At 71.4% G+C, this 23,141-nt stretch carries 24 protein-coding genes; 8 read left to right on the top strand and 16 right to left on the bottom strand.

Annotated features, from left to right (window positions below; genetic code table 11):
* Positions 1-117: 117 nt before the first annotated feature.
* Complete coding sequence (locus tag BFV98_RS04995) at positions 118-531, top strand: NUDIX domain-containing protein (protein ID WP_071095130.1); 414 nt, start codon at positions 118-120, stop codon at positions 529-531.
* Here the strand turns inward: BFV98_RS04995 and BFV98_RS04990 are convergent.
* Together BFV98_RS04990 and BFV98_RS04985 are read right to left on the bottom strand one after the other, a co-directional pair.
* Positions 528-1,418, bottom strand: coding sequence for an arginase family protein (locus tag BFV98_RS04990; RefSeq protein WP_071095128.1), 891 nt, complete (start codon positions 1,416-1,418; stop codon positions 528-530). The genes BFV98_RS04995 and BFV98_RS04990 overlap by 4 nt on opposite strands.
* Before the next feature lie 37 nt (positions 1,419-1,455).
* Positions 1,456-2,187, bottom strand: a complete 732-nt coding sequence (locus BFV98_RS04985; protein ID WP_071095126.1) for a class I SAM-dependent methyltransferase — start codon at positions 2,185-2,187, stop codon at positions 1,456-1,458.
* 80 nt (positions 2,188-2,267) lie between these two features.
* Between BFV98_RS04985 and BFV98_RS04980 the strand changes: the two genes are divergently transcribed.
* A complete protein-coding gene (locus tag BFV98_RS04980; RefSeq protein WP_071095121.1) occupies positions 2,268-2,735 on the top strand; it encodes a hypothetical protein in 468 nt (155 codons plus the stop codon).
* Positions 2,736-2,770: 35 nt separating this feature from the next.
* Here the strand turns inward: BFV98_RS04980 and BFV98_RS04975 are convergent, their stop codons facing one another.
* Positions 2,771-4,669, bottom strand: coding sequence for a DUF2075 domain-containing protein (locus BFV98_RS04975; RefSeq protein WP_071095119.1), 1,899 nt, complete (start codon positions 4,667-4,669; stop codon positions 2,771-2,773).
* Positions 4,670-4,797: 128 nt separating this feature from the next.
* A complete protein-coding gene (locus BFV98_RS04970; protein WP_013286207.1) occupies positions 4,798-5,133 on the bottom strand; it encodes a nucleotide pyrophosphohydrolase in 336 nt (111 codons plus the stop codon).
* 518 nt (positions 5,134-5,651) lie between these two features.
* Here BFV98_RS04970 and BFV98_RS04965 point away from each other — a divergent pair.
* The 4 genes from BFV98_RS04965 to BFV98_RS04950 all read left to right on the top strand — a co-directional run bounded on the left by BFV98_RS04965 (position 5,652) and on the right by BFV98_RS04950 (position 10,174).
* The gene (locus tag BFV98_RS04965; protein ID WP_030272415.1) at positions 5,652-8,189 is read left to right on the top strand and encodes a DUF262 domain-containing protein; all 2,538 of its coding nucleotides are present in this window, start codon (positions 5,652-5,654) and stop codon (positions 8,187-8,189) included.
* A gap of 29 nt (positions 8,190-8,218) precedes the next feature.
* Positions 8,219-8,908 (top strand): DUF6308 family protein, encoded by a 690-nt coding sequence (locus BFV98_RS04960; RefSeq protein WP_071095118.1) that lies wholly within the window; start codon positions 8,219-8,221, stop codon positions 8,906-8,908.
* 1 nt (position 8,909) lies between these two features.
* A complete protein-coding gene (locus BFV98_RS04955; protein WP_013286210.1) occupies positions 8,910-9,176 on the top strand; it encodes a hypothetical protein in 267 nt (88 codons plus the stop codon).
* 749 nt (positions 9,177-9,925) lie between these two features.
* Complete coding sequence (locus tag BFV98_RS04950) at positions 9,926-10,174, top strand: hypothetical protein (RefSeq protein ID WP_013286211.1); 249 nt, start codon at positions 9,926-9,928, stop codon at positions 10,172-10,174.
* Between the two features lie 69 nt (positions 10,175-10,243).
* Here the strand turns inward: BFV98_RS04950 and BFV98_RS04945 are convergent, their stop codons facing one another.
* The 3 genes from BFV98_RS04945 to BFV98_RS04935 are packed head-to-tail and all read right to left on the bottom strand — an operon-like array spanning position 10,244 to position 12,890.
* Positions 10,244-10,903, bottom strand: coding sequence for a response regulator transcription factor (locus BFV98_RS04945; protein ID WP_071095116.1), 660 nt, complete (start codon positions 10,901-10,903; stop codon positions 10,244-10,246).
* On the bottom strand, positions 10,900-12,054 hold the full coding sequence (locus BFV98_RS04940) for a sensor histidine kinase (protein ID WP_071095114.1): 1,155 nt from the start codon (positions 12,052-12,054) through the stop codon (positions 10,900-10,902). Before BFV98_RS04940 ends, BFV98_RS04945 begins: the two co-directional genes overlap by 4 nt.
* Positions 12,054-12,890 carry a CPBP family intramembrane glutamic endopeptidase gene (locus BFV98_RS04935; RefSeq protein WP_071095113.1) on the bottom strand — a complete coding sequence of 279 codons (837 nt, stop codon included), beginning with the start codon at positions 12,888-12,890 and terminating at the stop codon, positions 12,054-12,056. The genes BFV98_RS04940 and BFV98_RS04935 overlap by 1 nt, the downstream gene beginning before the upstream one ends.
* Positions 12,891-13,079: 189 nt before the next feature.
* Between BFV98_RS04935 and BFV98_RS04930 the strand changes: the two genes are divergently transcribed.
* Entirely contained in the window at positions 13,080-13,868 is a 789-nt protein-coding gene (locus BFV98_RS04930) for a class I SAM-dependent methyltransferase (protein WP_071095111.1), read from the top strand.
* A gap of 6 nt (positions 13,869-13,874) precedes the next feature.
* Here the strand turns inward: BFV98_RS04930 and BFV98_RS04925 are convergent, their stop codons facing one another.
* The 7 genes from BFV98_RS04925 to BFV98_RS04895 all read right to left on the bottom strand — a co-directional run bounded on the left by BFV98_RS04925 (position 13,875) and on the right by BFV98_RS04895 (position 20,200).
* A complete protein-coding gene (locus tag BFV98_RS04925) occupies positions 13,875-14,114 on the bottom strand; it encodes a hypothetical protein (protein ID WP_071095109.1) in 240 nt (79 codons plus the stop codon).
* Positions 14,111-15,385 carry a WXG100 family type VII secretion target gene (locus tag BFV98_RS04920; RefSeq protein WP_071095107.1) on the bottom strand — a complete coding sequence of 425 codons (1,275 nt, stop codon included), beginning with the start codon at positions 15,383-15,385 and terminating at the stop codon, positions 14,111-14,113. Before BFV98_RS04920 ends, BFV98_RS04925 begins: the two co-directional genes overlap by 4 nt.
* Positions 15,382-15,702 (bottom strand): type VII secretion target, encoded by a 321-nt coding sequence (locus tag BFV98_RS04915; RefSeq protein WP_030272399.1) that lies wholly within the window; start codon positions 15,700-15,702, stop codon positions 15,382-15,384. The genes BFV98_RS04920 and BFV98_RS04915 overlap by 4 nt, the downstream gene beginning before the upstream one ends.
* Positions 15,689-16,090: a YbaB/EbfC family nucleoid-associated protein gene (locus BFV98_RS04910; protein WP_030272397.1), complete on the bottom strand. Its 402-nt coding sequence runs from the start codon at positions 16,088-16,090 to the stop codon at positions 15,689-15,691. The genes BFV98_RS04915 and BFV98_RS04910 overlap by 14 nt, the downstream gene beginning before the upstream one ends.
* Positions 16,091-16,158: 68 nt before the next feature.
* A complete protein-coding gene (locus BFV98_RS04905; protein ID WP_255368003.1) occupies positions 16,159-16,794 on the bottom strand; it encodes a hypothetical protein in 636 nt (211 codons plus the stop codon).
* A 5-nt stretch (positions 16,795-16,799) separates the two neighbouring features.
* Entirely contained in the window at positions 16,800-18,191 is a 1,392-nt protein-coding gene (locus BFV98_RS04900) for a pyridoxal-dependent decarboxylase (RefSeq protein WP_071095103.1), read from the bottom strand.
* A gap of 41 nt (positions 18,192-18,232) precedes the next feature.
* Positions 18,233-20,200 carry a BTAD domain-containing putative transcriptional regulator gene (locus tag BFV98_RS04895; protein ID WP_071098757.1) on the bottom strand — a complete coding sequence of 656 codons (1,968 nt, stop codon included), beginning with the start codon at positions 20,198-20,200 and terminating at the stop codon, positions 18,233-18,235.
* A 98-nt stretch (positions 20,201-20,298) separates the two neighbouring features.
* On the opposite strand from BFV98_RS04895, the gene BFV98_RS04890 reads away from it, so the two are divergent.
* The gene (locus tag BFV98_RS04890) at positions 20,299-21,177 is read left to right on the top strand and encodes an alpha/beta fold hydrolase (protein ID WP_013286224.1); all 879 of its coding nucleotides are present in this window, start codon (positions 20,299-20,301) and stop codon (positions 21,175-21,177) included.
* Positions 21,178-21,227: 50 nt separating this feature from the next.
* On the opposite strand, the gene BFV98_RS04885 is transcribed toward BFV98_RS04890, so the two are convergent.
* Together BFV98_RS04885 and BFV98_RS04880 are read right to left on the bottom strand one after the other, a co-directional pair.
* Positions 21,228-22,199: an ABC transporter permease subunit gene (locus BFV98_RS04885; protein ID WP_013286225.1), complete on the bottom strand. Its 972-nt coding sequence runs from the start codon at positions 22,197-22,199 to the stop codon at positions 21,228-21,230.
* Positions 22,196-23,029, bottom strand: coding sequence for an ABC transporter ATP-binding protein (locus tag BFV98_RS04880; RefSeq protein ID WP_071095102.1), 834 nt, complete (start codon positions 23,027-23,029; stop codon positions 22,196-22,198). Before BFV98_RS04880 ends, BFV98_RS04885 begins: the two co-directional genes overlap by 4 nt.
* Between the last annotated feature and the right edge of the window lie 112 nt (positions 23,030-23,141).

Below are 23,141 nucleotides of genomic sequence, written 5' to 3'. Positions count from 1 at the left end.
GCTACAAAAGCCATGTCGATATGTCTATGGCTTTCGGTGCTTCGAGTCTGACTTTCGATCGGCGTGGCGGAAAGTCGGGGACTGTGCGTCGCCGGTGCCGCGTGGCAGGCTCGGGGCGTGGCCGCATACGACGTCGCTCTCGTCCTGCTCGTCGACCCGTCCGGCGCCATCCTCATGCAGCACCGCGACGGCAACGCGCCGGTTTCTCCGTACCAGTGGAGCCTGCCCGGCGGCAGCATCGAACCCGGCGAGACACCGGAGCAGGCCGCCCGGCGCGAGCTGCGCGAGGAGACCGGGCTGACCGCCGGTGAGCTGCACCTGCTGTGGAGCGGCCCCCGCCCGCACGAGGACGGCTTCCCGCACACCGTCAACGTGTACGTGTTCCGCGGCGCCACCGACGCGCGCCAGGAGGACGTGGTGCTCGGCGAGGGACAGGCGATGGTCTTCGTGCCCCGCGACGAGGTGCTCGACCGCGAGCTGGCGGTGAGCGCCGCGAAGGTGCTGCCGCTGCACCTCGCGGAAACCGCCTAGCGCCCGGTCAGCGCCCCGGCCAGCACGCCGGCGAACCGGGGGAGCAGCTCGTCGTCGGGCAGATGGTCCGGGTTGATCTCGGTTACCGACAACCCGGCGAACCGCGGGCTCGCCACCAGCTCCGTCAGCGTCGCCGCCGCCTCGTCCAGGCTGAGCCCGAACGGCTCCGGCACGTCAGCCAGCGGCGCGTCCACGAAACTCAGCACGTCCACGTCGAAGTGGACCACGAACCGTTCGGCCGCACCCTCGGCCACCGACCGGGCCCGGCGCGCCGCCGCCCGCGCGTCGGCGTGCACCTCGTCGGCCGGCACGTACGCCAGCTCCAGCTCGGCCACCAGCTCGCGCTCGTGGTCACCCCGGGGCAGCGAGTCCCCGTACACCACCACCCGCTCCGGTGACAGCAGCGGCACCGCCGGCCCGACACCCGCCACCTCGGGCAGCGTCCCCGGCAACCCGAGCATGTGCGCCAGCCCCATCGCGTCCAGGTTGCCGTTGGCGCGGGTCTCCGGCGTGTAGAGATCCGGCCCGCCGTCCACGTACACCAGCGCGGGCGACAGCCCGGCCCGCGCGCAACCGGCGACCAGGCCGACAGTCACCGTGCAGTCGCCGCCGAGCACCAGCGGCGCGCGCCCCCGGCCCAGCGCCGCCGCGACCCGGTCGGCCACCGCCGAGGCGACGGCGGCCACCGCGCCCGCGTTCTGACCCCTGGGGTACGCCGGATCCGGCCGCCACCGGAAGCCCGGCACGTCACCGGCGTCCTCCACGTCGGCGCCCAGCAGGTCGAGCAGACCCGCGGCGCGCAGGGCGGCGGGTGCACGCTCGATACCCGGGGTGTGGGCGCCTGCGCTCGACGGCGCTCCGACGACCGTCCACTGACGAGGGTCCATCGCCCCACCCTAACCTTGCTTGGGCCTGACGCCGGGATCAGCGCAGCACCAGCAGGTCCAGTGCGTCGATCACCGGGCCGCTGTCCGCCTGTGCTGCTTCGTGCAACCGCTGGACGCCTGCGGCGTACTCCGCATCGGTGATGAGCTGAAGCGGCGTGTGCGCCTCCCGTCGCAGGCCGGCCGCCGCCTCTCGCAGCGAGGATGCGGTGACCTGCGGGACCTGCTCGACCGCCGCGGCGGCGAACCCGGCGGCGGCGAAGGCGGCCCCGACGTCGGCGATGCCCGGGTACGTGCCCAGCACGCGGATCGCCTCGGGAAAGTAGTCGAACAGCGTGATCGCCTCGTGCCGTCCGGCGAACGCGGACCGGATCAGCACCGGTGCGCCCGGCCGCAGTACCCGGCGCAGCTCGCGCGCCGCGGCGGCCAGGTCGGGCACGTGGTGGATGACCGTGGACAGCCACGCGGCGTCGACGCTCCCGTCGGCCAGCGGGATGTGCCCGGCGTCGCCTGCTACGAGTGGCGAGAACGCGCAGCGGGCGCGCATCGCCGCCGACGGTTCGACGGCGACCACCTCGACGCCGGGGAACCAGCCGGTGAACGCGTGTGCCCAGCTGCCGGTCCCGGCGCCCAGGTCGAGCAGTCGCATCCCCGGGCGCGGTACGAGGTGCCGGGTGACGGCGGCACGCCAGGCCATGAGACCGTCGTCGGTGAGGTGCCGGGTCGCGGCGAACGCTTCGGCGTCGGCGTCGTGGTACGCGATGCGGGCCATACACGACAGCCAACTCTCCGGCGGGCTGCCGGGGCAAGCACTGTGACGCGTTACCTGCGGACCTCGGAGAGGGGCAGAGAGTGCGGTATCGGATCCACTTCGACGCCGAGCTGCCGGCGGATGCCCTGCGCGCGTTCCTGTTGTTGGAGTACGGCGTCGCGCCGGAGGCAGTGTATGTCGGGCGGATCGAGGACCGGGCCGTCGACGACCCGCGGCCGGTGGCGATGCTCAACCCGCCCGACCAAGACGAGGGCTTCGGGTGGATCCTCACCGGCGACACCGAACTGGCCGACGCCACCGGTCTGCGCGAACATGACCTCGCGGTCACCATCGCCCGCGCGTTCGGCGTACGGGCGCTCGTCGACGACGGCGGCATCCATCCTGACCGGTGGGTGCTGGTGAGCGCCGACGGCAGCAGCGGCCGGGTGCTGACCGACTCCGACGCCGCCGCCGACGGGGACCTGCGGATCGTGCACGCGCTCGAATCGGTCAGCGGGGAGCCGCAGCTCGCCGTCGTACCGCCGCCGGAGTGGGCCCGCGACTGGTGACCCGGCCGTGCCCCGAACCGGCAATTCCTTGGGAACTATGAACCACCGCTCGGCTCGTAGATCGTCTCGAGACCACGTTCCACGCGGATCAGCGAGTTGAGCCATGCCCGGGTCTCGGCGTCCGTCGAGTACAGGATCGTGCCGCGCATGCCTCGCGTCATCAGCACCTTGTAGGTGTTACGGATCAGGCGGTCGGCCTCCGCGTCACTGAGCGACTTGCGGCTGCGGAATGCGGGGTCCTTCGACTCCGCCCGCTGGGTCACCAGCCGGCCGTCGCGGGCGACCAGGTCGGGTCCGAGGATGACACCGGACCACTCATACTCGAAGCCCTGTGCGGTGTAAACGCAACCGACCTGGCCGAAACCGTGCGGATCGGTGGCCCAGAACGCGCTGCCCGGCGCGTCGCCGACGCTGCGGTCGCTCTTCACGTTCCAGGGACGCGCCCAACCACCGATCCGTACGTCGGCGACCAGGGACTCGTCCGGCAGCGGGTCGCTCCACGGCCAGCAGTACCCGGCCGACATCCGCGCCGTCTCCCCGGCCGCCTGCTTCGCGGCCAGGAACGCCTCCATCTCCTCCGGCGAACTCGCCAGCCGCAGGTCGAAGCGTCCGTCTCCGGCCCACACCGACGGCTTGCCGCCGTCGAGGCCGAGCAGGTCGACGACCCACTCCTCGTACGCCTCGCTGCCGCCACACCGGAACTGGTCGTGCAGAGACACGACCTCGATGTCCAGATTGAGCTGTTTCGCGTACGTGGAGATGACGTCGACGTTCCCCAACTCGCCCGGCTTGACCACCTGGTGCTCGTCGAGCAGGAAGACCGGTACCCGGGCCGCGGCGATGAGTTCGTCGATCTGCGGCCGGGCACGGTCCCGCTTCGCCTTCGGGGTGAACCGGTTGACCGACGTCTCCCTGATCCGGTGCGCCTCGTCGCAGATCAGCACGTCGAGGCCGTTGCGCTCGGCGGTCATGAAGCTGTTGAAGTAACCGAACAGGTTCTTCAACCGGGTCGAGCCCTTGCCCGCGTAACGCCGCAGCGTCTGGGTGAACGACCGGGAACCCGTCGCGTGCATGACCGAGCGCTGCTGCCGGGCCAGTTCACCGAGCACCGACAACGCGATGACGCTCTTGCCGCTGCCCGGCCCGCCGGCGACCACCACTACCGACTTGCGGTCGGCGCTGCGCGCACGCTCCACGGCGTGCAACACCAGCTCGTACGCCAGGCGCTGCTCGTCGAGCAGCGTGAAGTGGGACCGGTCCTTCAGCTCGGCGGCCGCGTAGGACAGCAGGTGCTTGCTGGGGCGTACCGAACTGGTGAGGAAGCGGTCCGCGGCGGCCGCGCCGGAGCCGGGGGCCAGGTGGCTGCGCAGGTAGTCGAGGAACCGGCCGCGGCGCTGCTTGGTGAAGATCCGGCTCTGCTCCGTCGCCGGCCGGGCGAAGAGGTCGTCGATGTCGCGGTCGACGGCGTTGTGCAGGTAGGCGGCCCCGACGATCGGGTTGCGCGAATGGGCGAGCACCCCGAGGAAGTCCGCGAGGTACTCGCAGTAGTCCTCGACCTGCACACCTGGATGCAGCCGAGGGGTGGCGGCGTGCTCGACCAGGACCAGGCTCTCTGATCCCTCGTACGACTCGACCCGGGACCACTGCTTCAACTCCACCACGACGTAGGAGTCCTCGGCCGTCTTCGGATGTGTTCCGGCGAGGACGACGTCGATCCGCTTGCTGGTCAGCGGGAGCTGGTACTCCACGAGCATCTCGACCTGCCCGAGACCCGCGTCGGCGAGATCCTGGGCGAGCACCGGCAGGCTCCGCTCCCAGGACCGCCGTTCGGAGGCACTCACGTTGTGCCCGATGTGCTCCGCGGTCCGGTCGGCGAGGGCGCCACCTGCCGCGTAGCGCAGCAGTCCGTCGGCGGAGGTGCGAAAGGCTGACACGACTTGCCCCCGGGCAGCACGAAATGATCGTGCGCATGGGGGGCGTGTCCGGCGACGACCGGAAGCCCGTCGTTACGCGCTTGTACCGGGTGGACTGTAGCGGAGAGATCATTCTCCGGCACGCCCCGCTATCGCTTGGCCGCAGAACCTCTGACTTCTCCAGCCGGATAGCGGACGGACACCTCGGCCAACTTGGCGACTGCGGCCTCCGTCAGGTCGATGCCGAGGACGTCCGCCAGTCTCGTCAGGTAGATCATGACGTCGCCGATTTCCGCCCGCACACGTGCGCCCGCCTCGGGATCCGACATCACCGCACCGGCCTGCTCCGGGGTCAGCCACTGGAACTCGGCGACCAGTTCTCCGACCTCGCCGGCGAGTGCCATGGCGAGGTTCTTCGGCGTGTGGAACTGCTGCCAGTCACGTTCCTCCGCGAACGCCCGTACGTGGGCCGTCAATTCGTCCATACCCGCAGTCTGACACCGCGAGCAGGCGCGACACGTGAGTCCTGACTGGCCGGCATCGGGGATGTTCTCTCATCACGAGAGGAGCCGGGGGTGGAGGGTGTGCGGTGTCAGATCCACCTTGAGGGCGAGCTGCCGGCGGATGAATCTGTCGCTGTCGAATGGGCCGTCGCGGTCCGGCTGTGTCGAATACCTGCAGCGGCTCAAGCGGTGGCCGGGTCAGGCGTTCCAGGGTCGCTGGGGGCCGGCCAGGCGGAGTGCCTTGCCGGCGACATGCGGACTGGCGGTTGGCGTCAGTCCACATGTCCATATGGAGCCGCTGACCGTTGGGTCGTCCCGGCTGTACGGGGGAGGAGGCCCTGCACGTCCGCCATTGATGTTCCGTCAATTCGCTCGTGTCGCAAGAACGACAGACCTTTGTGAATGAGTTCTGTCGAATCGCGCCTATCGTGGGCTGCTCCGCGTAGGGGACGGTTCGTCCTGCTACCGCGAGACTTCCCGACGAGGCAAGGAGTCAGTGCATGGTCGCGGCACACGAGACGACACTGCGGGAGCTACTGGAGGGCGCGAAGCAGTATCGAGTACCGCTCTACCAGCGGACGTACTCGTGGTCTGAGTCTCAGCTCGGGAGGCTGTGGGAGGACATCATCAAACTGGCCGAAGATCGTGCCGAAAGCCCGAGTCTGACGCACTTCATCGGCTCGCTCGTGCTCGCTCCCAGCCCTACGCATGGGCCCTCGGTCTCCGAGTTCCTGGTGGTCGACGGTCAGCAGCGGCTGACCACCCTCTCGATCCTTCTCTGCGCTATCCGCGACCATCGGGCCGCTCACGAGGATCCCGACCATCGAAACCGGATCGACCAGGAATACCTGATCAACAAGTACAAGCCGGCGCATCGGATGAAACTCGTTCCCACCCAGGCCGATCGCGCCGCGTACGAGGCTTGCTTGGAAGCAACACCGCAGGCTGGTGGAAGTGACCGGGTGGGTGCTGCGTACCGGTTCTTCGCGGCGCAACTGGTCGCCGTGGACGACCCGGAAGACCCGCTGGACATCGAGCGCATCGAGGACGCTGTCATCTCGGGGATGGCGTTGGTCTCGGTCGTGGCCCAGGCCGGCGACAACGTCTATCGAATCTTCGAGTCGCTGAACAACACCGGCCTGAAGCTCACCCAGGCCGATCTACTCCGCAACTACCTGTTCATGCGGCTGCCGACACGGGGCGAAGCGGTTTATGACTCGTTGTGGTTCCCTTTACAGAAGCAGCTGAACTCCGGCGAGCTGGAGCAGTTGTTCTGGCTCGACCTGGTGCACCAAAACCCCGAGGTGAAGCAGACCGACACCTACGTAGGTCAGCAGGGCCGGCTCAACAGACTCCACACCGAGGTCGAGATCGAGGCCGAGGTACGTCGATTCTGCCGTCTCGGCGCCCTCCTGCGGATCATCCTGCATCCCGAGGAGGAAGGCGACCCGGAGGTACGACGGCGTCTGGCTCGGCTCAACGCGTGGGACACGACGACTGTCTTGCCGTTGCTGCTGCATCTGTTGGACCGCCGTAAGGAGGGAACGGCAACCTCCGGCCAGATCGCCTCCGCGATGTTGTATGTGGAGAGCTACTTCGTGCGGCGCCTCCTGATCGGCCGCGCTACCGCGAGCATCAACCGGGTCCTGCTACGCATCGTCACCGACATGCGAAAGGACCTACCGGTCGACGAGGCAGTGCGGGCATACCTGTCGGTTGGCCGGAAGTACTACGCCACCGATAGCCACCTGCGGGAGTCGGTGCGCTCGGTCCCGTTCTACCTGAACGGACGCGCGACGCAGCGCAAGCTGGTGCTTCAGTGGCTGGAGGAGTCATTCGGCAGCAAGGAGCCGGTGGCCCCGACGTCACTCACCATCGAGCATGTCATGCCGCAGAGCCCGACTGCGGAGTGGCGGCAGATGCTGGGCGAGGACCTGCAGGGCGAGGAGAGCTTCGCCGAGGTGCATGACGCTCTGGTACACACATTGGGCAACCTCACCCTGACCGGCTACAACGCGGAGCTGAGCAACAGTTCCTTTCTCGTCAAGCGCGCACAGCTCGGCAAGAGCGGGATTGCGCTGAACCGGGAGATCGCCGAGAAGAAGCGCTGGGGGCGGCCCGAGATCCACGCTCGCGCGGATGCGCTCGCGGAGCGCATCATCGCCACCTGGCCCGGCCCCACAGAGGAAGCGGGTAACAAGTCCGAGGTGCCTTGGGACGTCATGAACGCCGCGCTCGCCGCGTTGCCTGCCGGCTCCTGGACCTCGTACGGAGATCTCGCCGCGCTGATCGGCAGCCACCCCGTCTCGGTCGGTGCCCGGCTAGCGAACCATCCCGCGCCTCACGCGCACCGTGTGCTCCAGGCCGAGGGAGTGGTGGCACCGAACTTCCGCTGGCTCGACCCGTCCCGCACTGATGATCCACACGACTTACTCCGTGACGAGGGTGTCGAGTTCGACAAGTACGGTCGGGCCAGTCAGGCCCAACGCATAGGTGTGCTGGAACTGGCCCAGCTCGCCGGCATGCCGCAACAGGACGGGTCGGATCAACTCCTTCGGCCACGATCCCGCCACAATAGCTCCCTGGACGATCGCTTCCTTGAGCAGTTGCGCGACTTGCAGGACACACACGTCGCGCTTGGCACGGTCGCGGTGCTGGAAGCCTGGGCCGGCATGGGCGGCACCCTCCTCTACGGATCTGGAGGTGAGACGTCGTGCTTTCTCATGGCACGCGGTAAGGACCATCAGCTCGGCAACATCTGGCCTGCGACGATCTATCCGAGCGGGAAGTTCGAGATCGTGTTCCAACATCTCAGCACAAGGATCCCGTTCGATGACATCACGCTGCGTGAGCAGTTTCGCCAGCGCTTGAACGAACTGGCCGGCGTGAAGATCGCGGTCGCCAAGCTCGCACTGCGTCCCGGCTTTCCCCTCGACGTCCTGGCTGACGTGAAGACTCGGGAGGCGTTGATCGGGCACCTCCGTTGGTTTTACGACCAGGCCATCACCAACGAAGAGGCCGGGGTATCCCGGCATTGATGGCTAGGAATTCCATCGGGAAGGAAGGCATGCGCCAACCCCTCACCCTCGCGGAGATTCTGGCCGTGCTGGATGCACCCGAGTCGGTCACGGACCTCCGCCGCTACTTCCACGGGAGTGGAGATGCCGCGTTCACCGGAGGGCAATTCGACGTGCTGGGTGGCGGCGGATCTCGTCCCGAGGTAGCGCATACCATCACCGCCGAGGACATCATCGCGGTCGAGCTGCTCAGTGTGACCATCGGCCCATGGCAGCGGCTGGACCTCCTTCAGGGCCAACTTGGTCATGACGTGTCGGCGGCGTTGGCCAGCATCCCGGTCCGCGTCGAGTTGGGCGAGGACGCCGCGCTTGAGCACATCGTCGGCGGCGGTTCCGCAGATGCCGCATGGCGCCTGCTACGTGCTGCGACCGGCATCGACTGGGTCATCGCGGGTAAGCTGCTCGCCCGGAAACGTCCGAGGCTCGTTCCGGTCTACGACCGCGTCGTCTCCTGCGCCTACCGTACCCGCAGCGGATTCTGGAGATGGCTGCATTGCAAGCTACGCGAAGATAGCGGGATATTGATGCAGCGGCTCGACGTATTGCACAAGGAAGCCGGGCTGCCCCCCTCAGTCAGCCGACTCCGGGTGCTTGATGTCGTGTTCTGGATGGGGCACCGCAACGACCACCTTCCCAATGGCTGTCTCGGCCTCACCGTGCCGAACTCGGGGGCCCGATAAGATGCGTAAGGTCACGGTTCACATTGACTGTGACAACGATGAGCGGTACGCGGACATCGCCAATGCCATCTGGGCCCAGATGAACGCCACCGGCTACAACTTCAGTATTTTGCTCGACTCCACGGCTGACGCTGCTGCAGTCGACAGGCGGTGGGACGAATACAGCGAAGTGTCCTGGGCGGCTGGCGGTCGGCGTGGCACCCCGCAGGCGGTCGCCGTCCAAGCGGCTCGCAACGTCGGCCGCCGCTCTGCCGGGACGAAAAAGTGACGGATCGCAAACCCAAGACCCGCCTGCCCGCCATCGTAGTCTGCGTCAACTGCGGCGACGAAGTCCACGGTCGGGCGGGCTCACGCGGGCGCGGCCCAGACATCGCGTGGTATGCCCACTGTGGACGATGTGCTGCCTTGGTGATAGAGCGGACAGAGCGCCTCCATCTACTGCCGGAGCGCACCGGGGTGGACCTCTACCGCTGCCGAAACTGTGGCTCTCACCGGATCGGTCGCACCAGTTGGCGCACCCGGTGCCATATCTGTCTGGACGAGCGGTCGGCAGGCCACGCTCTCGCGTCCGGTGAGCGCCTATTGGCCCGCCCCCTACACGAGCCCGACCTCGCGGATCAGGTTCGTCGATTTGCCGGTCTCACGTCCATGGACGTCATTCCCGCGTGCGCCGCCGCCGAGTTCCAAGCCGCGTTCGCTCTTGGCATGGAGCTTGACCGGTATCGCCGTGATGGCTGGAGCGACGTCACGGGAGACGTGCACGGATTGCCGTGGTGCGGCGGACGGACTGGTCCCTGGTCCCATGGCACCTGGGGCGTTCACGACCGATGTGGATCCTGGCAGCGGCTCCGTGACCGGTCCTGTCCGCGGTGTCCCGCAGAACCTGGCGACCGCTCGTTCGCCGCCTTGCAGGACAGCACATACCTGCTTTACCTGGTCCGGCATCGAGGCTTGCTGAAGTTCGGGGTCGGCGGCGTGCGCCGGGTACGGCAGCATCTCTCGGCAGGTGCGGAACTGATGGAGGTCATTGAGGGGCGGCACGCCGACGTCATCGCCGCCGAGGCGACTCTCAAGCGGCAGAAGAAGGAAGCAGCAGTGCCCCTGCGAAAGTGGCGGACCTGGCGGATGCCGGCGTCGTTCGGCCGAGGAACCGAGGTGGTACGGGCCGACGTTGAGATCAAATTGGCCGACGTGATGACCAACGGCCGTGACGTCACCGTCCGCTTCGCCACCCGAGAGCGGCGGGCTGACGCCGAGTCCGGGTGATCGGGCTGTCCTCCGAGAGTGGGAACCTGCTTCGGAACGCTGATCCGCGTCGAGTCCTCACGCCCCCGGTCAGGTCACCAGGCCGGTGCGGTACGCGTACACCACCGCCTGCACCCGATCCCGCAGGTCCAGCTTCGTCAGGATCCGCGACACGTACGTCTTCACCGTCTCCTGGCTGATGACCAACCGCGCCGCGATCTCGCTGTTCGAGAGCCCGTCGGCGATCAGCCGCAGCACCTCCAGCTCGCGCGGCGTCAGCCCCACGCCCGCAGGCGTGCCCTCGGCCGGGCGGATCCGCGCGGCGTACCGGCCGACGAGCTGCCGCGTCACCTCCGGCGCCAGCAGCGCGGCGCCGGAGGCGACGGTGCGAATGCCGTGCAGCAGCTGCGCCGGTGGGGCGTCCTTGAGCAGGAACCCGCTCGCGCCGGCGCGCAGCGCCTCGTAGACGTACTCGTCGAGGTTGAACGTCGTCACCACCAGCACCTTGACCGGGTGGGCGACGCCCGCGCCGGCCAGCAGGCGGGTCGCCTCGATGCCGTCGAGCACCGGCATGCGTACGTCCATCACCACCACGTCGGGCCGCAGGCGGCCGGCGAGGTCGACAGCGGCGCGGCCGTCGCCGCACTCACCCACCGCGGCCATGTCCGGCTGCGCGTCGATGATGGTGGTGAATCCGGTACGGATCAGCGCCTGGTCGTCGCAGACCAGCACCCGGATCGGGGCGGTCACGACGCGCTCCCGGTGGGGATGCGCGCGCGGACCACGAAGCCGTCGCCCGCCCGGCGCCCCGCGTCGAATTCGCCGCCGAGCAGCGTGACGCGCTCGCGCAGCCCGGCGAGGCCGCGTCCGCTTCCGCCCGGACCCGCGGTGCGCGTGCCGGGGCCCTCCGTGCTGATCTCCACAGTGATCTCCCTGTCGCCATGGTGTACGTGCACGGCGGTGGGGCGGCCGTGTGCGTGTTTGAGGGCGTTCGTCAGCGCCTCCTGCACCACCCGGTACGCGGCCACCTCCGCGCCGCCGGTCACCTCCGCCGGGCTGCCCTCCTGCGTGAACTCCACCGGCTGCCCGGCCTGCCGGGTCTGCTCCACCAGGGCCTGCAGTTCGCCGGCCGAGGGTGTACGCGGCTCCGTACCGTGGTCGGGGTTGAGCACGTCGAGCAGCACCCGCAGGTCGCCGATGGCGCGGCGGCCGGTGTCGGTGATGGCGGTCAGTGTGGTGTCGAGCCGGTCGGGTGCGGCGGTCAGGTAGCGGGCCGCCTCGGCCTGCACCACCATCGCCGTCACGTGGTGGGTCACCACGTCGTGCAGCTCCCCGGCGATGCGCGAGCGTTCGGCGGCGCGGGCGGTCTCGGCGACGTGCCGGCGACGTTCGGCCTCGGCGGCGCGGTTCTGCCGCAGCCACGACCCGGTGCCCCAGGCGAGCGCCAGCAGCAGGTAGAACGTGGTGAAGCCGACCACACCCTCGGTCGATCCCTGCCGGTCGAGGGCGACCGCGAGCCCGACGTACGCGAGGAAGCCCACGAGCACAGTCGTACGGCGGCCTCGGTCCAGGTGGGCGCCAGCGCTCAGCAGTGCGATGGCGAGCGCGGTGCCCGCGAAGGTGTGGTAGGCGCGTACCTGGTCGAGCGCGAAGCCGAGCGACACCAGGGCGAGGGACAGCGCCGGACGGCTGCGGCGCAGCGCCAGCGGAAGGCACTCCAGGGCGATCACCACGACTGTGAGCGCGTCGAACGGCCGGGCGGGCAGCTCGCCGAGCTGCGTACCGATGCCGCGCAGCGGTGGGGTCACTGATGCGAGTGCGATCACCAGCGCGAGCGGGAGATCCCGGACCGCGACGGGCCAGTGCCGCCACGAGTCCGGGAGCATCCGTCGGGTGATCATCAGGAGACCGTAACGGTCTCCGCCGGGGCCTCGGCCGCGCGGCGGCGCCGCGTCACGATGTGGCCGCGGCGGTGGGCCAGCCAGAGGAAGACCACTGTCAGCGCCGCCCCGGCCGCCACCGTGTAGAGGCTGCCCTCCGGCCCGAAGTCGCCGCCGCTGAGCAGCGTCGAACCCGACGTGCTGGCGTCCAGCAGCCCCGCCGAGTCGCCGTTGCCGGAGACGGCGACGCTGAAGACGCCGCCGGCGGCGAAGTTCCAGCCGAAGTGCAGCCCGATCGGCACCCACAGGTTGCGGGTTGCGGCGTAGCAGGCCGCCAGCATGAACCCGGCCTCGATCGCGATGGCGGTCGCGCCCCACAGGCTGGCGTCCGGGTTCAGCAGGTGCATCAGGCCGAACAGTACGCCGGTCAGCAGCAGCGAGAGCCACGTACCGAGCCGCTCCTCGACCAGGCGGAACAGCAGACCGCGGAACATCAGCTCCTCGGTCACCGCCGCGGCGGCCATGAACCCGAAGATGCCCACCGCGCCGGACACCGAGCCGAGACCGTGTACGTGGTAACCGCCCATGAGGGCGATGTTGACGATGACCGCCGCGAACATGGCGAACCCGATCAGCACCCCGCGGCTGAGCCTTGCGGCCGCGCCGTCCCGGGCCAGCTCGGTGACCTCGCGGCGTTCGGTGCGGCGCACCACCCACCCGTACACCATGATCGCGGCCGCGGCGGTCGCGACGCCGAGGATCAGGCTGAGCCAGGCGTTGTCCTGTGCCGCGACGACCGCCCGGCTGCCGACGAGACTGACCGCGACGACGGCCAGGAACTGCTTCACCAAACGCATGACGATTCCTTCGAGAGGTCCGCGGCCGGAGCGCCGCGGTTCACCTGGAACGCTATGGATTCGCAGGCCGGGAATCGTCACCGTGCGGTGGACACTTGCGGGTAGCTCGCACGGGGGACAAGCGCTTCGAGGGCCTGCCCTCAGCAGAAATGCTGGCTCGGAGACGACCGCGGCGGGCAGGCTGCCGGCATGGCGACGGGCTTCGGCGGTGAGGTGGCGACCTACTATGCGCAGCATCGGCGCGGCTATCCGCCCGAGGTGCTCGACGCCCTGGCGGCAGCCTTCCAGCTCGGTGCCGACGACACGGTGGTCGACCTCGGCTGCGGCACCGGTCAGTTGAGCCTCCCGCTCGCCGATCGGGTGGCCGCCGTCATCGGCGTGGATCCGGAACCGGACATGCTGGCGATCGCCCGGCGTACCGCAGTGGACCGGGGGACCGCAAACGCCACGTGGCTGCTTGGCGGCGATGGTGACGTGCCCGCGTTGGCCCGGCTTCTGGGCGGGCGAACGGTCGGCGCGCTGACCGTCGCCGTCGCCATTCACTTCGTGGACCGCGACGCCCTGTTCGCGGCGGCCCGGCCGTTGTTGCGCCCCGGAGGTGGCATCGCCGTCGTCACCAACGGCGAACCGCTGTGGATGCAGGACACCGAATGGTCGGCCGCACTGCGCGGCTGCCTGGAACGGATGCTCGGCCACCCGGTGACCGGAAGATGCCAGACCGACGAGGCCGGGCGTCGGCGCAACCGGGAGGCGCTCGTGCGTGCCGGTTACCGGTACGAGGAGACATCGGTGCGGTACGACGCGCCGCTCACCGTCGACGACATGGTCGGCGGCGTCTTCTCCGCCATGTCGGCCGAACGGTTGCCGTCCTCGCGGCAGCGGGCGACGTTCGCCGCCGACGTGCGCGACGCCCTCGACGGGAGGACCGAGGTGATCGAGAACGTGCGGGTCTGGATGCAGTGCGGCGTGCTCGACTAGGGCTCGCTAACTCGCGAAGAGCATCCGTTGCGGAAAGTCGCCCCGGTCGCGCCAGGCGTTGACGATCTTCGCGGTGATCGCGCTGGCGGCGGCGTTGAAGTCGCCGTCCTCAACTCGCGCCTGCAAGGTCTGCGGATCGATGACGAGAATCCGGTCGAACCTGTCCTCGAACCCGAACTCGTAACGCACCTCGTCCGCCGGGGCATCGACCCGACGGGCGGCGACCATCATGCCCATGTCGCTCATTCTCCAAGTCTCGAATAGTCCTCGTACGTGGGGCCGGGAATCGAGTCCTCCCAATTCGCGATCCGGTTTGCAGCGAGATGAGCCTCCCGGTAGTCGGCGCGCGGGTTGGCAAGGTAGTACCGCGACTCCGCCAACTCGTGTTCCAGGAGCCTCAAATCCTCCGGCAGCGGATCACCACGCCGCAGGCGTAGCCACGCCTCAGCCATCGGCGCACTCGGGTCGTACCGTTGGCGAATGGTCCCGCCGGCGTAGTCGTCCATCGGGTGCTCCTCAAAGAAGATGTGCCGGCGGATCTGCTCGACCTCCGCCGGTGAGAAGCCCCGGGTTCCGTCGAGGCGAGGGGCATCAGCGAGATTGCGTGCGACGGCCTCGGCATCGTCGTACCGGCGGATCGCCTCATAGGCGTCCTTGGCCCAGTTCTCCTGGCGATCGTAGTCGGACAGATTGCGAGGTCGGGTGGTGTGACCACCGTGGATCCCGTCGATCGGGACGTGCGGACGCCCAGGATCGGAACGGGTGAGCCGGCCCAGCGCCTCCTTCAGCTTCTCGATCAGGTCGCCGAGTCGGCGCATCTCCGGCATCAGCCGCCGCAGACTCGCCAGCAACCCCCGCAGCAACCGCCCGATCCGCGCCGCCCACGACGCCACTGTCGTCGTCACCTGCTCGACCACCAGCGGCGTCGCCAGCCCTGCCGTGGCGACCAGTTCGGCCGCGTACACGATCAGCCGGGACACGCAGGCGGCGATGGCGTCGCGGACCAGCAGCCGCACGGCCGCGACCAGGCCGGCGGCACCCTCGGTGATCGCTGCCATCACCTCGGCGCCCTGCGCCAGCCCGGTGACGGCCTGCTGCTGCTCGGCTGCCCAGCGGCGGTAGCCGGTGGCGGCGGCGCCGGTCCAGCCGGTGACCTCGGTGCGTACGGCGTGGGCCAGCTCGGCGGCGTCGTCGCGCAGCGACGCGGCGACGTTGCGCCAGGTCTGCGCGTGCGCGGTGATCTCGGCGGGGTCGCCGGCGAGCCAGTCGAGGGCCTCGCTGAGCGGCTTGACGTGCTCGATGAGCCAGGCGATGCCGTACTGGAGGAGAACCCCGGCGGGGTCGGACACGAGGGCGAGCGCGTCGAGGCCGGCGCTGACGACGCCGAGGCTGCCGTCGATCCAGCTGCCGGTGCGGACGCCCTGGGCGATGAGTTCGATGTCCTCGCAGATCCACACGCCGGCCCAGGGACTCGGTCCGGAGTCCGCCGCGGCGGCGACCAGCGGGTTCGTGGTCACCGCCGCTGCCGTACCCGGTCGAGCAGGTCGGCGGCGTGCGTGTCGGAGGCGCGGTAGCGCTCGGCACTGACGCGCATCTTCTCGGCGGTGTCACGGACGGAGGTGGCGGCGGTGCCGATGCCGTCGGTGAGCGTCCGTTGGAGGCCGTCGAGCAGGACCGGCATGATCGCGCAGAGCTGCCCGTACGCGTCGGCGCTCAGCCGGACGTGCTGGCCGGCCTGCCGGGCGGTGTCGATGCCGTCGGCGCAGCGGACGAGGTGGGCGGCGTGCGCGGTCAGGTCGTCCGGGTCGACCTGGAGACCGTCACCGGGCGGCATCCGGCGTGCCCGGGTCGGGGGCGAGCCGCCGCTGGTGGGACTCGATAATCGCCCGCGCGGCCGGGTCCTCCGCGCCGAGTGTCTCGGTGGTGGCCTCGGTGAGCCGTCGCAGCAGGTCGGCGCGGGCGTCCCCTGTGACGGCGAGAATCTGCCGGGCGGTGTGTGCGGCGGAGTGCTGCCGGACGCGCTCGTCGAGTCGCAGGCCGGTGAGCAGCCCGGACGCGTCGACGGTGACCTCGACCAGCCCGTCGGCGCTGCGGGCTGTGCCGGTCAGCGCCTGTGTGCGGGCGGACAGGTCGCGGGCCCGCGTCGCACGGTCGGCCAGCGACGACTCCCACTCGTCGAGCCGTCGTGCCGCCGCGTCCAGCGCGGCCTCGTCCGCCCACATAGCGACCCTCCCCAGGGACAGTGGTGAGCGTCACGCTACCAACCGATCGCGCTGCGTGTATGCCCGGTTCAGCCCTGCAACCGCTGCGCCCAGTACACCTGCCCGTCCGGTCCCATGTAGACGAGCGCCAGCAGCAGGTCCGGCAACGTCACGGGCGCGGTGGCGATCGGGTGTACCCGCTCGTGTCTCTCCAGGTGGGGAAACCGGACGACGAACGTCAGGGGTGAGGCGGCGGCGTCGACGATTCCCAGGCGGCTGCCGACGCTGAGCCACTCGTGCTCGCTGACCCGGATGTCGCCCGCACCGCGCAACCACGGGTAGCGGTCGGGGATTCTGTTCTCCACACCGGCGCTGCCCATGCCGACGCTCTCCTGCGGCGCGTTCACCGCGAACACCGACGGCTTGAGGTCGGTGCGCTTGTCGATGAGGAACAGCGCGAAGTACCCGCCCTCAAGCGGTGCCGGCGGCTTCTGCCACGACACGCGGCCCAGCACCAGCTGGTCACCGTCGGACATCACCGGCGCCTGGTACGCCGGCCCGAGTGCGGCCTGCGCCTCCTCGTAGCGGACGAACTCCAGGGACGAGCGGAGGTGCAGCGCTTCCGGCCCGTACGGCGGGTGCTGGTGCCACCAACGCCACCCGCCGACGGCCGCCACGGCCAGGACCAGCACCGCCACCATCGAAGCCGCTCGCCGCCACGTCACGGTGCTCAGTGAACCAGCTCGCCGCCGATCCCGTGAGCCAGCCGGGCGATCGCCGCCACCGACCGGTCGACGTCCGCCTCCGTGGTGGTCGCGTTCGACACCGAGATCCGCATCAGCCGGCGTCCCCGCCACGTCGTCCCGCCTGCCCAGCACGTCCCGTCGGTCTGCACCGCGGCCACCACCCGGTCGGTGCGCGCGTCGTCGCCGAACCCGACCAGCACCTGGTTGAGCACCACGTCGTTCACCACCTCGAACCCGGCCGCGCTCAGGCCGTCGGCGAACCGCCGGGCCAGCGCACAACACCGCTCGACCAGCGCGGCGACGCCGTCGCGGCCCAGCTCCCGCAGGCCCGCCCAGACCGCGAACCCACGGGCGCGGCGCGAGGACTCCGCGGTCAGGTCCGCGCCCGCGGGCGCACCGCCGGAACCCACGAGGTACGCGGCCGCGTACGACATGGCCGCCGCGTGCACGTCGGGCCGGGCGCAGAACGCGAACGCCGTGTCGTACGGCAGGTTCAGCCACTTGTGGCCGTCGCAGGCCCACGAGTCGGCCGTCTCCAGCCCGTCCACCAGGTGCCGGGTGGCCGGACTGGCGGCCGCCCACAGCCCGAACGCGCCGTCCACGTGCGCCCACCCGCCGTGCCGGTGGACGAGGTCGCAGGCGCGGCGCAGGTCGTCGCACGCACCGGTGTTCACGTTGCCAGCCTGAAGGCAGACGATCGTCGGTCCGGGACCGGCGTCGCGCAGCGCCGCGGCCAGCGCGTCCGGGTCGATCGCGCCCTGCGGGCCGGTGGACACCGGGTGCAGCGCGTCGGTGCCGAGGCCGAGCAGGCGCAGCGACCTGTCGATGGTGGCGTGCCGTTCGGCGCCCGCGAACACGCGGACCGTCGGCGCGCCGGGCAGGCCGCGTCGTTCCACGTCCCAGCCGGCGTCGGCGAGCACCTGGTGGCGGGCGGCGGCGAGCCCTGCGGTGTTGGCGGCCTGGCCGCCGGTGACGAAACCGGCCGACGCGGTCGCCGGGATGCCGAGCAACTCCTTGAGCCAGGTCCCGGCGGCCGTCTCGGCGGCCACCGCGGCGGGGGAGGTGACCGCGTTGAACGCGATCTGGTCCCATCCGGCGGCCAGCATGTCGGCGGCGGTCGCGGCCGGGGAGGCGCCGCCGACGACGAAGCCGAAGTAGCGCGGCCCGGCGGTGGCCACGAGTCCCGGTTCGGCGGCGGCCACCAGCTCCGCGAGGACCCGCTCGGGCGGCGTGGGCGCGTCCGGCAGCGGGCCGGCGAACGCCTCGTTCAGCACGGCCTGGTCCACGGGTACGCCGACCGGCCGCTCCGGCAGCGACAGCCGGTAGTCGGCCGCGTGGTCGGCGGCGCGCCGGAACAGGTGCCTCAGCTCGTCCATCGCCGCACCCTAGCCGAGGGCGCGTTCCATCCGAGCCGCCGTCATGAACGGTCCTGACCGCCGGTCATCCCGAGTGCGGCGTCGAGCCGGTCCAGGTGCACGGCGACCGGCCCGACGGTGAGCAGACCACTGCCTGCCCCTGCCAGCTCGCCTGCCGCCGGGGCGAGCGCGGACCGTGCCCGGAGCATCGCGTCCCGGTCGCCCAGCGCTACGGCGGCCCGCGCGGTCAGGCACCACAGTGCCTCCATGAGCAGGTCACGCGGTGGCGCCGGGGTGCGCCGCAATGCCTTGGCGGCCTCCTCGCGCCGGCCGTCGGCGAGCAGGAGCAGCGGGCGGGCCCAGGGCGCGTACGGGCCCCAGTCCGTGTCCGCCGGGAAGACGGCCGGCAGGTCGTGCCACACCCGCAGGCAGAGCAGTGCGAGCGGCGCCAGCCCGCGTTCCACGCCGGGCATGCCGCAGCCGGCCAGTCCGGTCGCCCACGACCGGTACGCCGCCTCCGCGTCCGGGTACGCGGCTCCGGTGGCGGCTGTCCGCATGGCCCGGTAGCCGCCGGTGAACACGCCGACGAGCGGGCTCTCGTGCCGGGCGGCGAGCCGGTCCGCCGCCTCGGCGTGCGCGTCGGCGGTGGTGAAGTCGGCGAGCGCGCTCCGCGCCTGCACCCGGATCAGGTGCCCGAGGATCTCCACTGTGGCCAGGCCGTGCCGCGCCGCGAGCGCGACCAGTTCGGCGCCGATCCCGTCCCGCTCGGCGGCCAGCCCCGCGCGGTGGAACGTCTGCATGTACGCGCCGTTGAGGGACTGGGCCAGCAGCGCCGGGTCGGCCACCCGCCGGGCGATCGCCTCCGCCTCCCGCGCGGCCTCGGCGGGGCGCGGCGACGCCGTACCGCGGGACTCGATGGCGACGGTGGCCAGCAGCCGGGCGCGGGTCGCCTCCGGCGCGTCCGGGCCCAGCCCGGCGAGGGCCCGCTCCGCGGCCGCGACGACCCGGGCCGCCTGCGCCGGGTCGTCCGAGCGGGTCCAGATCGCGGGTACGTCGTACCCGCCGATGACCCGCGCGGTGAACTCCGGGTCGCCCAGCTGCTCGGCCGCGGTGATGGCCGCCTCACGCTGGTCCCGGGCGGCCTCCAGTCCGCCCGGCCCGGTCACCGCGAGGCTGCGCAGCAGCCCGACAGTGGACTCCAGCCGGGCCCGCGCGCCGGGCACCACACTGCGCTCGTACGCCGCCGCGGTCTCGGCCCAGACCCGCGCCGGGCCGGTCGGTTCGGGTTCGGCCTGGCGCAGCAGGTCGGTCTCCAGCCGCCGCAGCCGCGGTCCCGGGTCCAGGCCGAGTTGGTCGCGCAGCAGTTCCCGGGCGCGGCGCAGCACGGCGAGCGCGTCGGCCTGCCGCCCGGCCCGGTAGAGCGCCGACGCCAGCAGCGCCCACCCGTCCTCCCGCCACGGGTGCGCGGCGACGTGGGCGTCGAGATCGGGTACGGCGTCGGCGGCCCGGTCCAGCGCCAGCAGCGCCTCGGCCCGCCGCTCCACGGCTGTCAGCCGGATCTGGTCCAGCCGGGACCGTTCGGCGTGCGCCCACGGCTGGTCGAAGTCGGCGTACGCGGGTCCGCGCCACCAGCCCAGCGCCTCGTCGAGCCGGTCGAGCGCGGCCCGGGGCAGCGCGTCGGCCGCTGCGGTGACCGTGTCCTCGAACCGCCAGGCGTCGACGGTGTCCGGGTCGGCGCGCAGCGCGTACCCCGGTCCGTCGGTGACCAGCAGCCGGGCCGGCTCGCGTGGCGGACGGTGCGGTTCCAGGCGGCGGCGCAGCGCCGCGACGAACGTGCGGACCGCGCCCACCCCGCCGGGCGGCGGGTCGTCCCACAGGTCGTCGACGATCTGCCCGACCGGCACGGTCCGGCCCCGGGCGGCGACCAGCCGCGCCAGCACGGCCCGGTGCCGGGGCCCCTTCAGGTCGACCGGCGCACCCGCGTCGTCCCAGGCCGTGACCGGACCCAGCACACCGAAACCGACAGGCACCGACCCCTCCTCGACCCGGGTCACCGTATCGCGCTCATCGGTTGCTCATCCGGTGCCGCCACGCTGGACCGGTACGACGAGACGAAAGAGGGATCGAGATGAGCACCACCATCGCGGGATTCGACTACCAGCGCGTTCCGGTCGCCGGGGACGTGGCGCTGAACGTGGCGGTGGGGGGCTCCGGCAGCCCGGTCGTGCTGCTGCACGGCTTCCCGCAGACCCACCTGATGTGGCGGCACGTCGCCGCCGACCTCGCAGCCGAGCACACGGTGATCTGCCCGGACCTGCGCGGCTACGGCGCCAGCGACAAGCCGGCCGCCGCCACCGAGGACACGTACGCCAAGCGGACCATGGCCGCCGACGTGGTGGCGCTGGCCCGCGCGCTCGGACACGAGCGGTTCGCGCTCGCCGGGCACGACCGGGGCGCCCTGGTGGCGGTCCGGGCCGGCCTGGACCACCCGGACGCGGTCACCCACCTGGCGTCGCTTGATGTGCTGCCCACCCTCGACATGTGGGACGTGCTGCACGGCGCCTCCGCCTCGGTGGCGTTCCACCTCTACCTGATGGCCCAGCCGCCCGGCCTGCCCGAGACGATGATCGCGGCGAGCGCCGACGCGTTCTTCGGGCACTTCCTGGACGCCTGGGCCGGTGACCCGGCGGCCATGCCGGCGGAGGTGCGCGCCGAGTACCTGCGTGCCTCCCGGGAGGCGGTCGACTCGATCGTCGCCGACTACCGGGCGTCGGCCGGGATCGACGTGGCGCACGACCGGGCGGACCGGGACGCCGGGCGGCAGCTGACCATGCCGGTCACCGTCATCCAGCAGGACTGGGGCGCCGCGCTGGGCTACGACGCGGCGGCGGTGTGGCGGGCCTGGGCACCGGACCTGGAGCACCGCACCACCACGGCCGGGCACTTCATGGCCGAGGAGGCACCCGGCGAGATCGCCGGGGCGCTGCGCGCGCTGCTCAAGCGGTAGGTACGGCGGTCCGGGCGCGCGCGGCGCCCGGACCGTCCGCCCCCGTCCGCTCAGCCGGCCCGTCTCCGGACGTGCCACAGGCCGAGCGCCGCCAGCAGACCGGCCGCGCCGAGGTGGAGCGCCAGCTCGATCCACTGGAACGCCCAGAACCGGCGGTTCGGCTGGTAGGCCAGGTCCACGTGCAGGTCGAGCGCGCCGAGACAGACCGCCGTGTCGCCGAACGTGCCGGTGGCGCCGGTACGCGGCGGATCGCGGAAACAGGTGCCGAACGCCTCGTCGGAGAGCTGACGCCCGTCGGCGGTCCGCAGCGGGCTGATGTCGGTGACCCAGGCGCCCGGCACGTCCAGCCCGCCGACCACAGGGGAGCCGGTGATGCTGCCCAGGTTGCGGGCCCGGTTGACGGTGTCGGCGGTCATCGGCACGGTGATGCGCTCCGGCGGCAGGTAGTGCGGGCGCAGCAGGTTCGGCACCGCGAGCTGCACCACGACCACGGCCAGGAACACCACTGCCATCGCCGGCAGGGTGCGGCGCAGCAGCAGCCCGGCGACCACGCCGAGGACGAGGCCGAACACCGCGTACCCGACCGGTGCGACGCCGCGCGCGCCGAACAGCACGGTGCTGAACCGGTCGCCGGCGACCCGGTCGACGGGCGAGGCCGCCCAGGTCAGCAGCGCACCGAGCACACCGGCGACGAGCGCGGCGGCGGCCGAGAGCACGGCGAGCTTGACCGCCAGCCAGCGGCGGCGGGGCACGCTCTGGTTCCACACCAGCCGGTGCGTGCCCTGCTCCAGTTCCCGGGCGACGAGCGGCGCGCCCCAGAAGGCCCCGATCAGCGCGGGCACCAGCGCGAAGCCGCCGGCGAGGAACAGCATCGTCTGCGCGTACCGGTCGGGCAGCCGGGCCGGATCCGGTACGGCGCGGATGTCCGCGCCGAGGCGCAGCAGGTAGGCGCCGGCCAGCACCAGCAGGGCGGCGCCGACGAGCGCCGGGAGGCGGAACTGCCGCACCGTCATCCGGATCATCGGGTCACCGCCGGGCGGGTGGCGGCCCGGGACAGGTACGCCAGGACCAGTTCCTCCAGAGTGACCGGCGCGCCGTCGCGTACCGCCGGGCCCCGGACCACGACGCGGCCGGGCTCGGCCCAGATCACCTCGGCCCCGGCGGGCGCCGCGGCTGTCCGGTGGTGCGTGGCGAGCAGGTCCGGGACCGGACCGGCCACCTGCACCCGGGCGGCGCAGAGCACGACCAGGTGGTCGCAGACCTGCGCCACATCGCCGAGCAGGTGCGAGGAGAGCACCGCGCCCGCGCCGAGTTCCCGCACGAAACCGGCCAGCCCGTGCATGAACTCGCGGCGCGCAAGCGGGTCCAGTGCGGCGGCCGGCTCGTCGAGGATCAGCAGCTCGGGACGTTTCGCGGCGGCCAGCGCGAGGGCCAGTTGCGCGCGCTGGCCGCCGGAGAGCCGGCCCGCCTTCTGCGCCGGGTCCAGGCCGACCTCGTCGACGCGCCGCCGGGCCAGCGCCGAGTCCCAGGACGGGTTCAGCCAGGCGCCCATCCGAAGGTGCTCGGCGACGGTGAGGGAGGCGTAGACCGGCGTGTCCTGGGCGACGAAACCGACCCGGGCCAGGTGCGCGGCGTCGGCGGCCGGCGGCGAGCCGAGCACCGTCAACGTGCCCGAGGTCGGCGCGATCAGCCCGCAGGCCAGTTGCAGCAGCGTGGACTTTCCGGCGCCGTTGGGGCCGACCAGGCCGACCACGTGCCCGCGCGGAACGCTCAGGTCGCAGTCGGCAAGCGCGGTCCGGCGGCCGTACCGTTTGGTCAGCCGCTCGGCGTGCAGGGCGAGTGGTGGATGCATGCGGCTCATCCTGGGCATGCCCGGACCGACGGGCATCGGTCCGGAGCAGGGTCCGGCGCGCGGCGGACCCTACTTTCGGCCGGTTCGGCCCGGCCCGCGATCTCCTAGCGTG

The sequence above is a fragment of the Micromonospora sp. WMMB235 genome, assembly GCF_001855515.1.
Taxonomy (GTDB): Bacteria; Actinomycetota; Actinomycetes; order Mycobacteriales; family Micromonosporaceae; genus Micromonospora; species Micromonospora aurantiaca.
The sequence above is the reverse complement of the archived record's forward strand: the minus strand, read 5'-3'. Positions and strand labels throughout refer to the sequence as shown.

Excerpts from the sequence above, each read along its gene's own strand:
- BFV98_RS04990 (WP_071095128.1), bottom strand. The coding sequence starts at position 1,418 with ATGGACCCTCGTCAGTGGACGGTCGTCGGAGCGCCGTCGAGCGCAGGC.
- BFV98_RS04985 (WP_071095126.1), bottom strand. The coding sequence starts at position 2,187 with ATGGCCCGCATCGCGTACCACGACGCCGACGCCGAAGCGTTCGCCGCG.
- BFV98_RS04970 (WP_013286207.1), bottom strand. The coding sequence starts at position 5,133 with ATGGACGAATTGACGGCCCACGTACGGGCGTTCGCGGAGGAACGTGAC.
- BFV98_RS04965 (WP_030272415.1), top strand. The coding sequence starts at position 5,652 with ATGGTCGCGGCACACGAGACGACACTGCGGGAGCTACTGGAGGGCGCG.
- BFV98_RS04960 (WP_071095118.1), top strand. The coding sequence starts at position 8,219 with ATGCGCCAACCCCTCACCCTCGCGGAGATTCTGGCCGTGCTGGATGCA.
- BFV98_RS04955 (WP_013286210.1), top strand. The coding sequence starts at position 8,910 with ATGCGTAAGGTCACGGTTCACATTGACTGTGACAACGATGAGCGGTAC.
- BFV98_RS04950 (WP_013286211.1), top strand. The coding sequence starts at position 9,926 with ATGGAGGTCATTGAGGGGCGGCACGCCGACGTCATCGCCGCCGAGGCG.
- BFV98_RS04940 (WP_071095114.1), bottom strand. The coding sequence starts at position 12,054 with ATGATCACCCGACGGATGCTCCCGGACTCGTGGCGGCACTGGCCCGTC.
- BFV98_RS04935 (WP_071095113.1), bottom strand. The coding sequence starts at position 12,890 with ATGCGTTTGGTGAAGCAGTTCCTGGCCGTCGTCGCGGTCAGTCTCGTC.
- BFV98_RS04930 (WP_071095111.1), top strand. The coding sequence starts at position 13,080 with ATGGCGACGGGCTTCGGCGGTGAGGTGGCGACCTACTATGCGCAGCAT.
- BFV98_RS04925 (WP_071095109.1), bottom strand. The coding sequence starts at position 14,114 with ATGAGCGACATGGGCATGATGGTCGCCGCCCGTCGGGTCGATGCCCCG.
- BFV98_RS04915 (WP_030272399.1), bottom strand. The coding sequence starts at position 15,702 with ATGCCGCCCGGTGACGGTCTCCAGGTCGACCCGGACGACCTGACCGCG.
- BFV98_RS04910 (WP_030272397.1), bottom strand. The coding sequence starts at position 16,090 with ATGTGGGCGGACGAGGCCGCGCTGGACGCGGCGGCACGACGGCTCGAC.
- BFV98_RS04900 (WP_071095103.1), bottom strand. The coding sequence starts at position 18,191 with ATGGACGAGCTGAGGCACCTGTTCCGGCGCGCCGCCGACCACGCGGCC.
- BFV98_RS04890 (WP_013286224.1), top strand. The coding sequence starts at position 20,299 with ATGAGCACCACCATCGCGGGATTCGACTACCAGCGCGTTCCGGTCGCC.
- BFV98_RS04885 (WP_013286225.1), bottom strand. The coding sequence starts at position 22,199 with ATGATCCGGATGACGGTGCGGCAGTTCCGCCTCCCGGCGCTCGTCGGC.
- BFV98_RS04880 (WP_071095102.1), bottom strand. The coding sequence starts at position 23,029 with ATGCATCCACCACTCGCCCTGCACGCCGAGCGGCTGACCAAACGGTAC.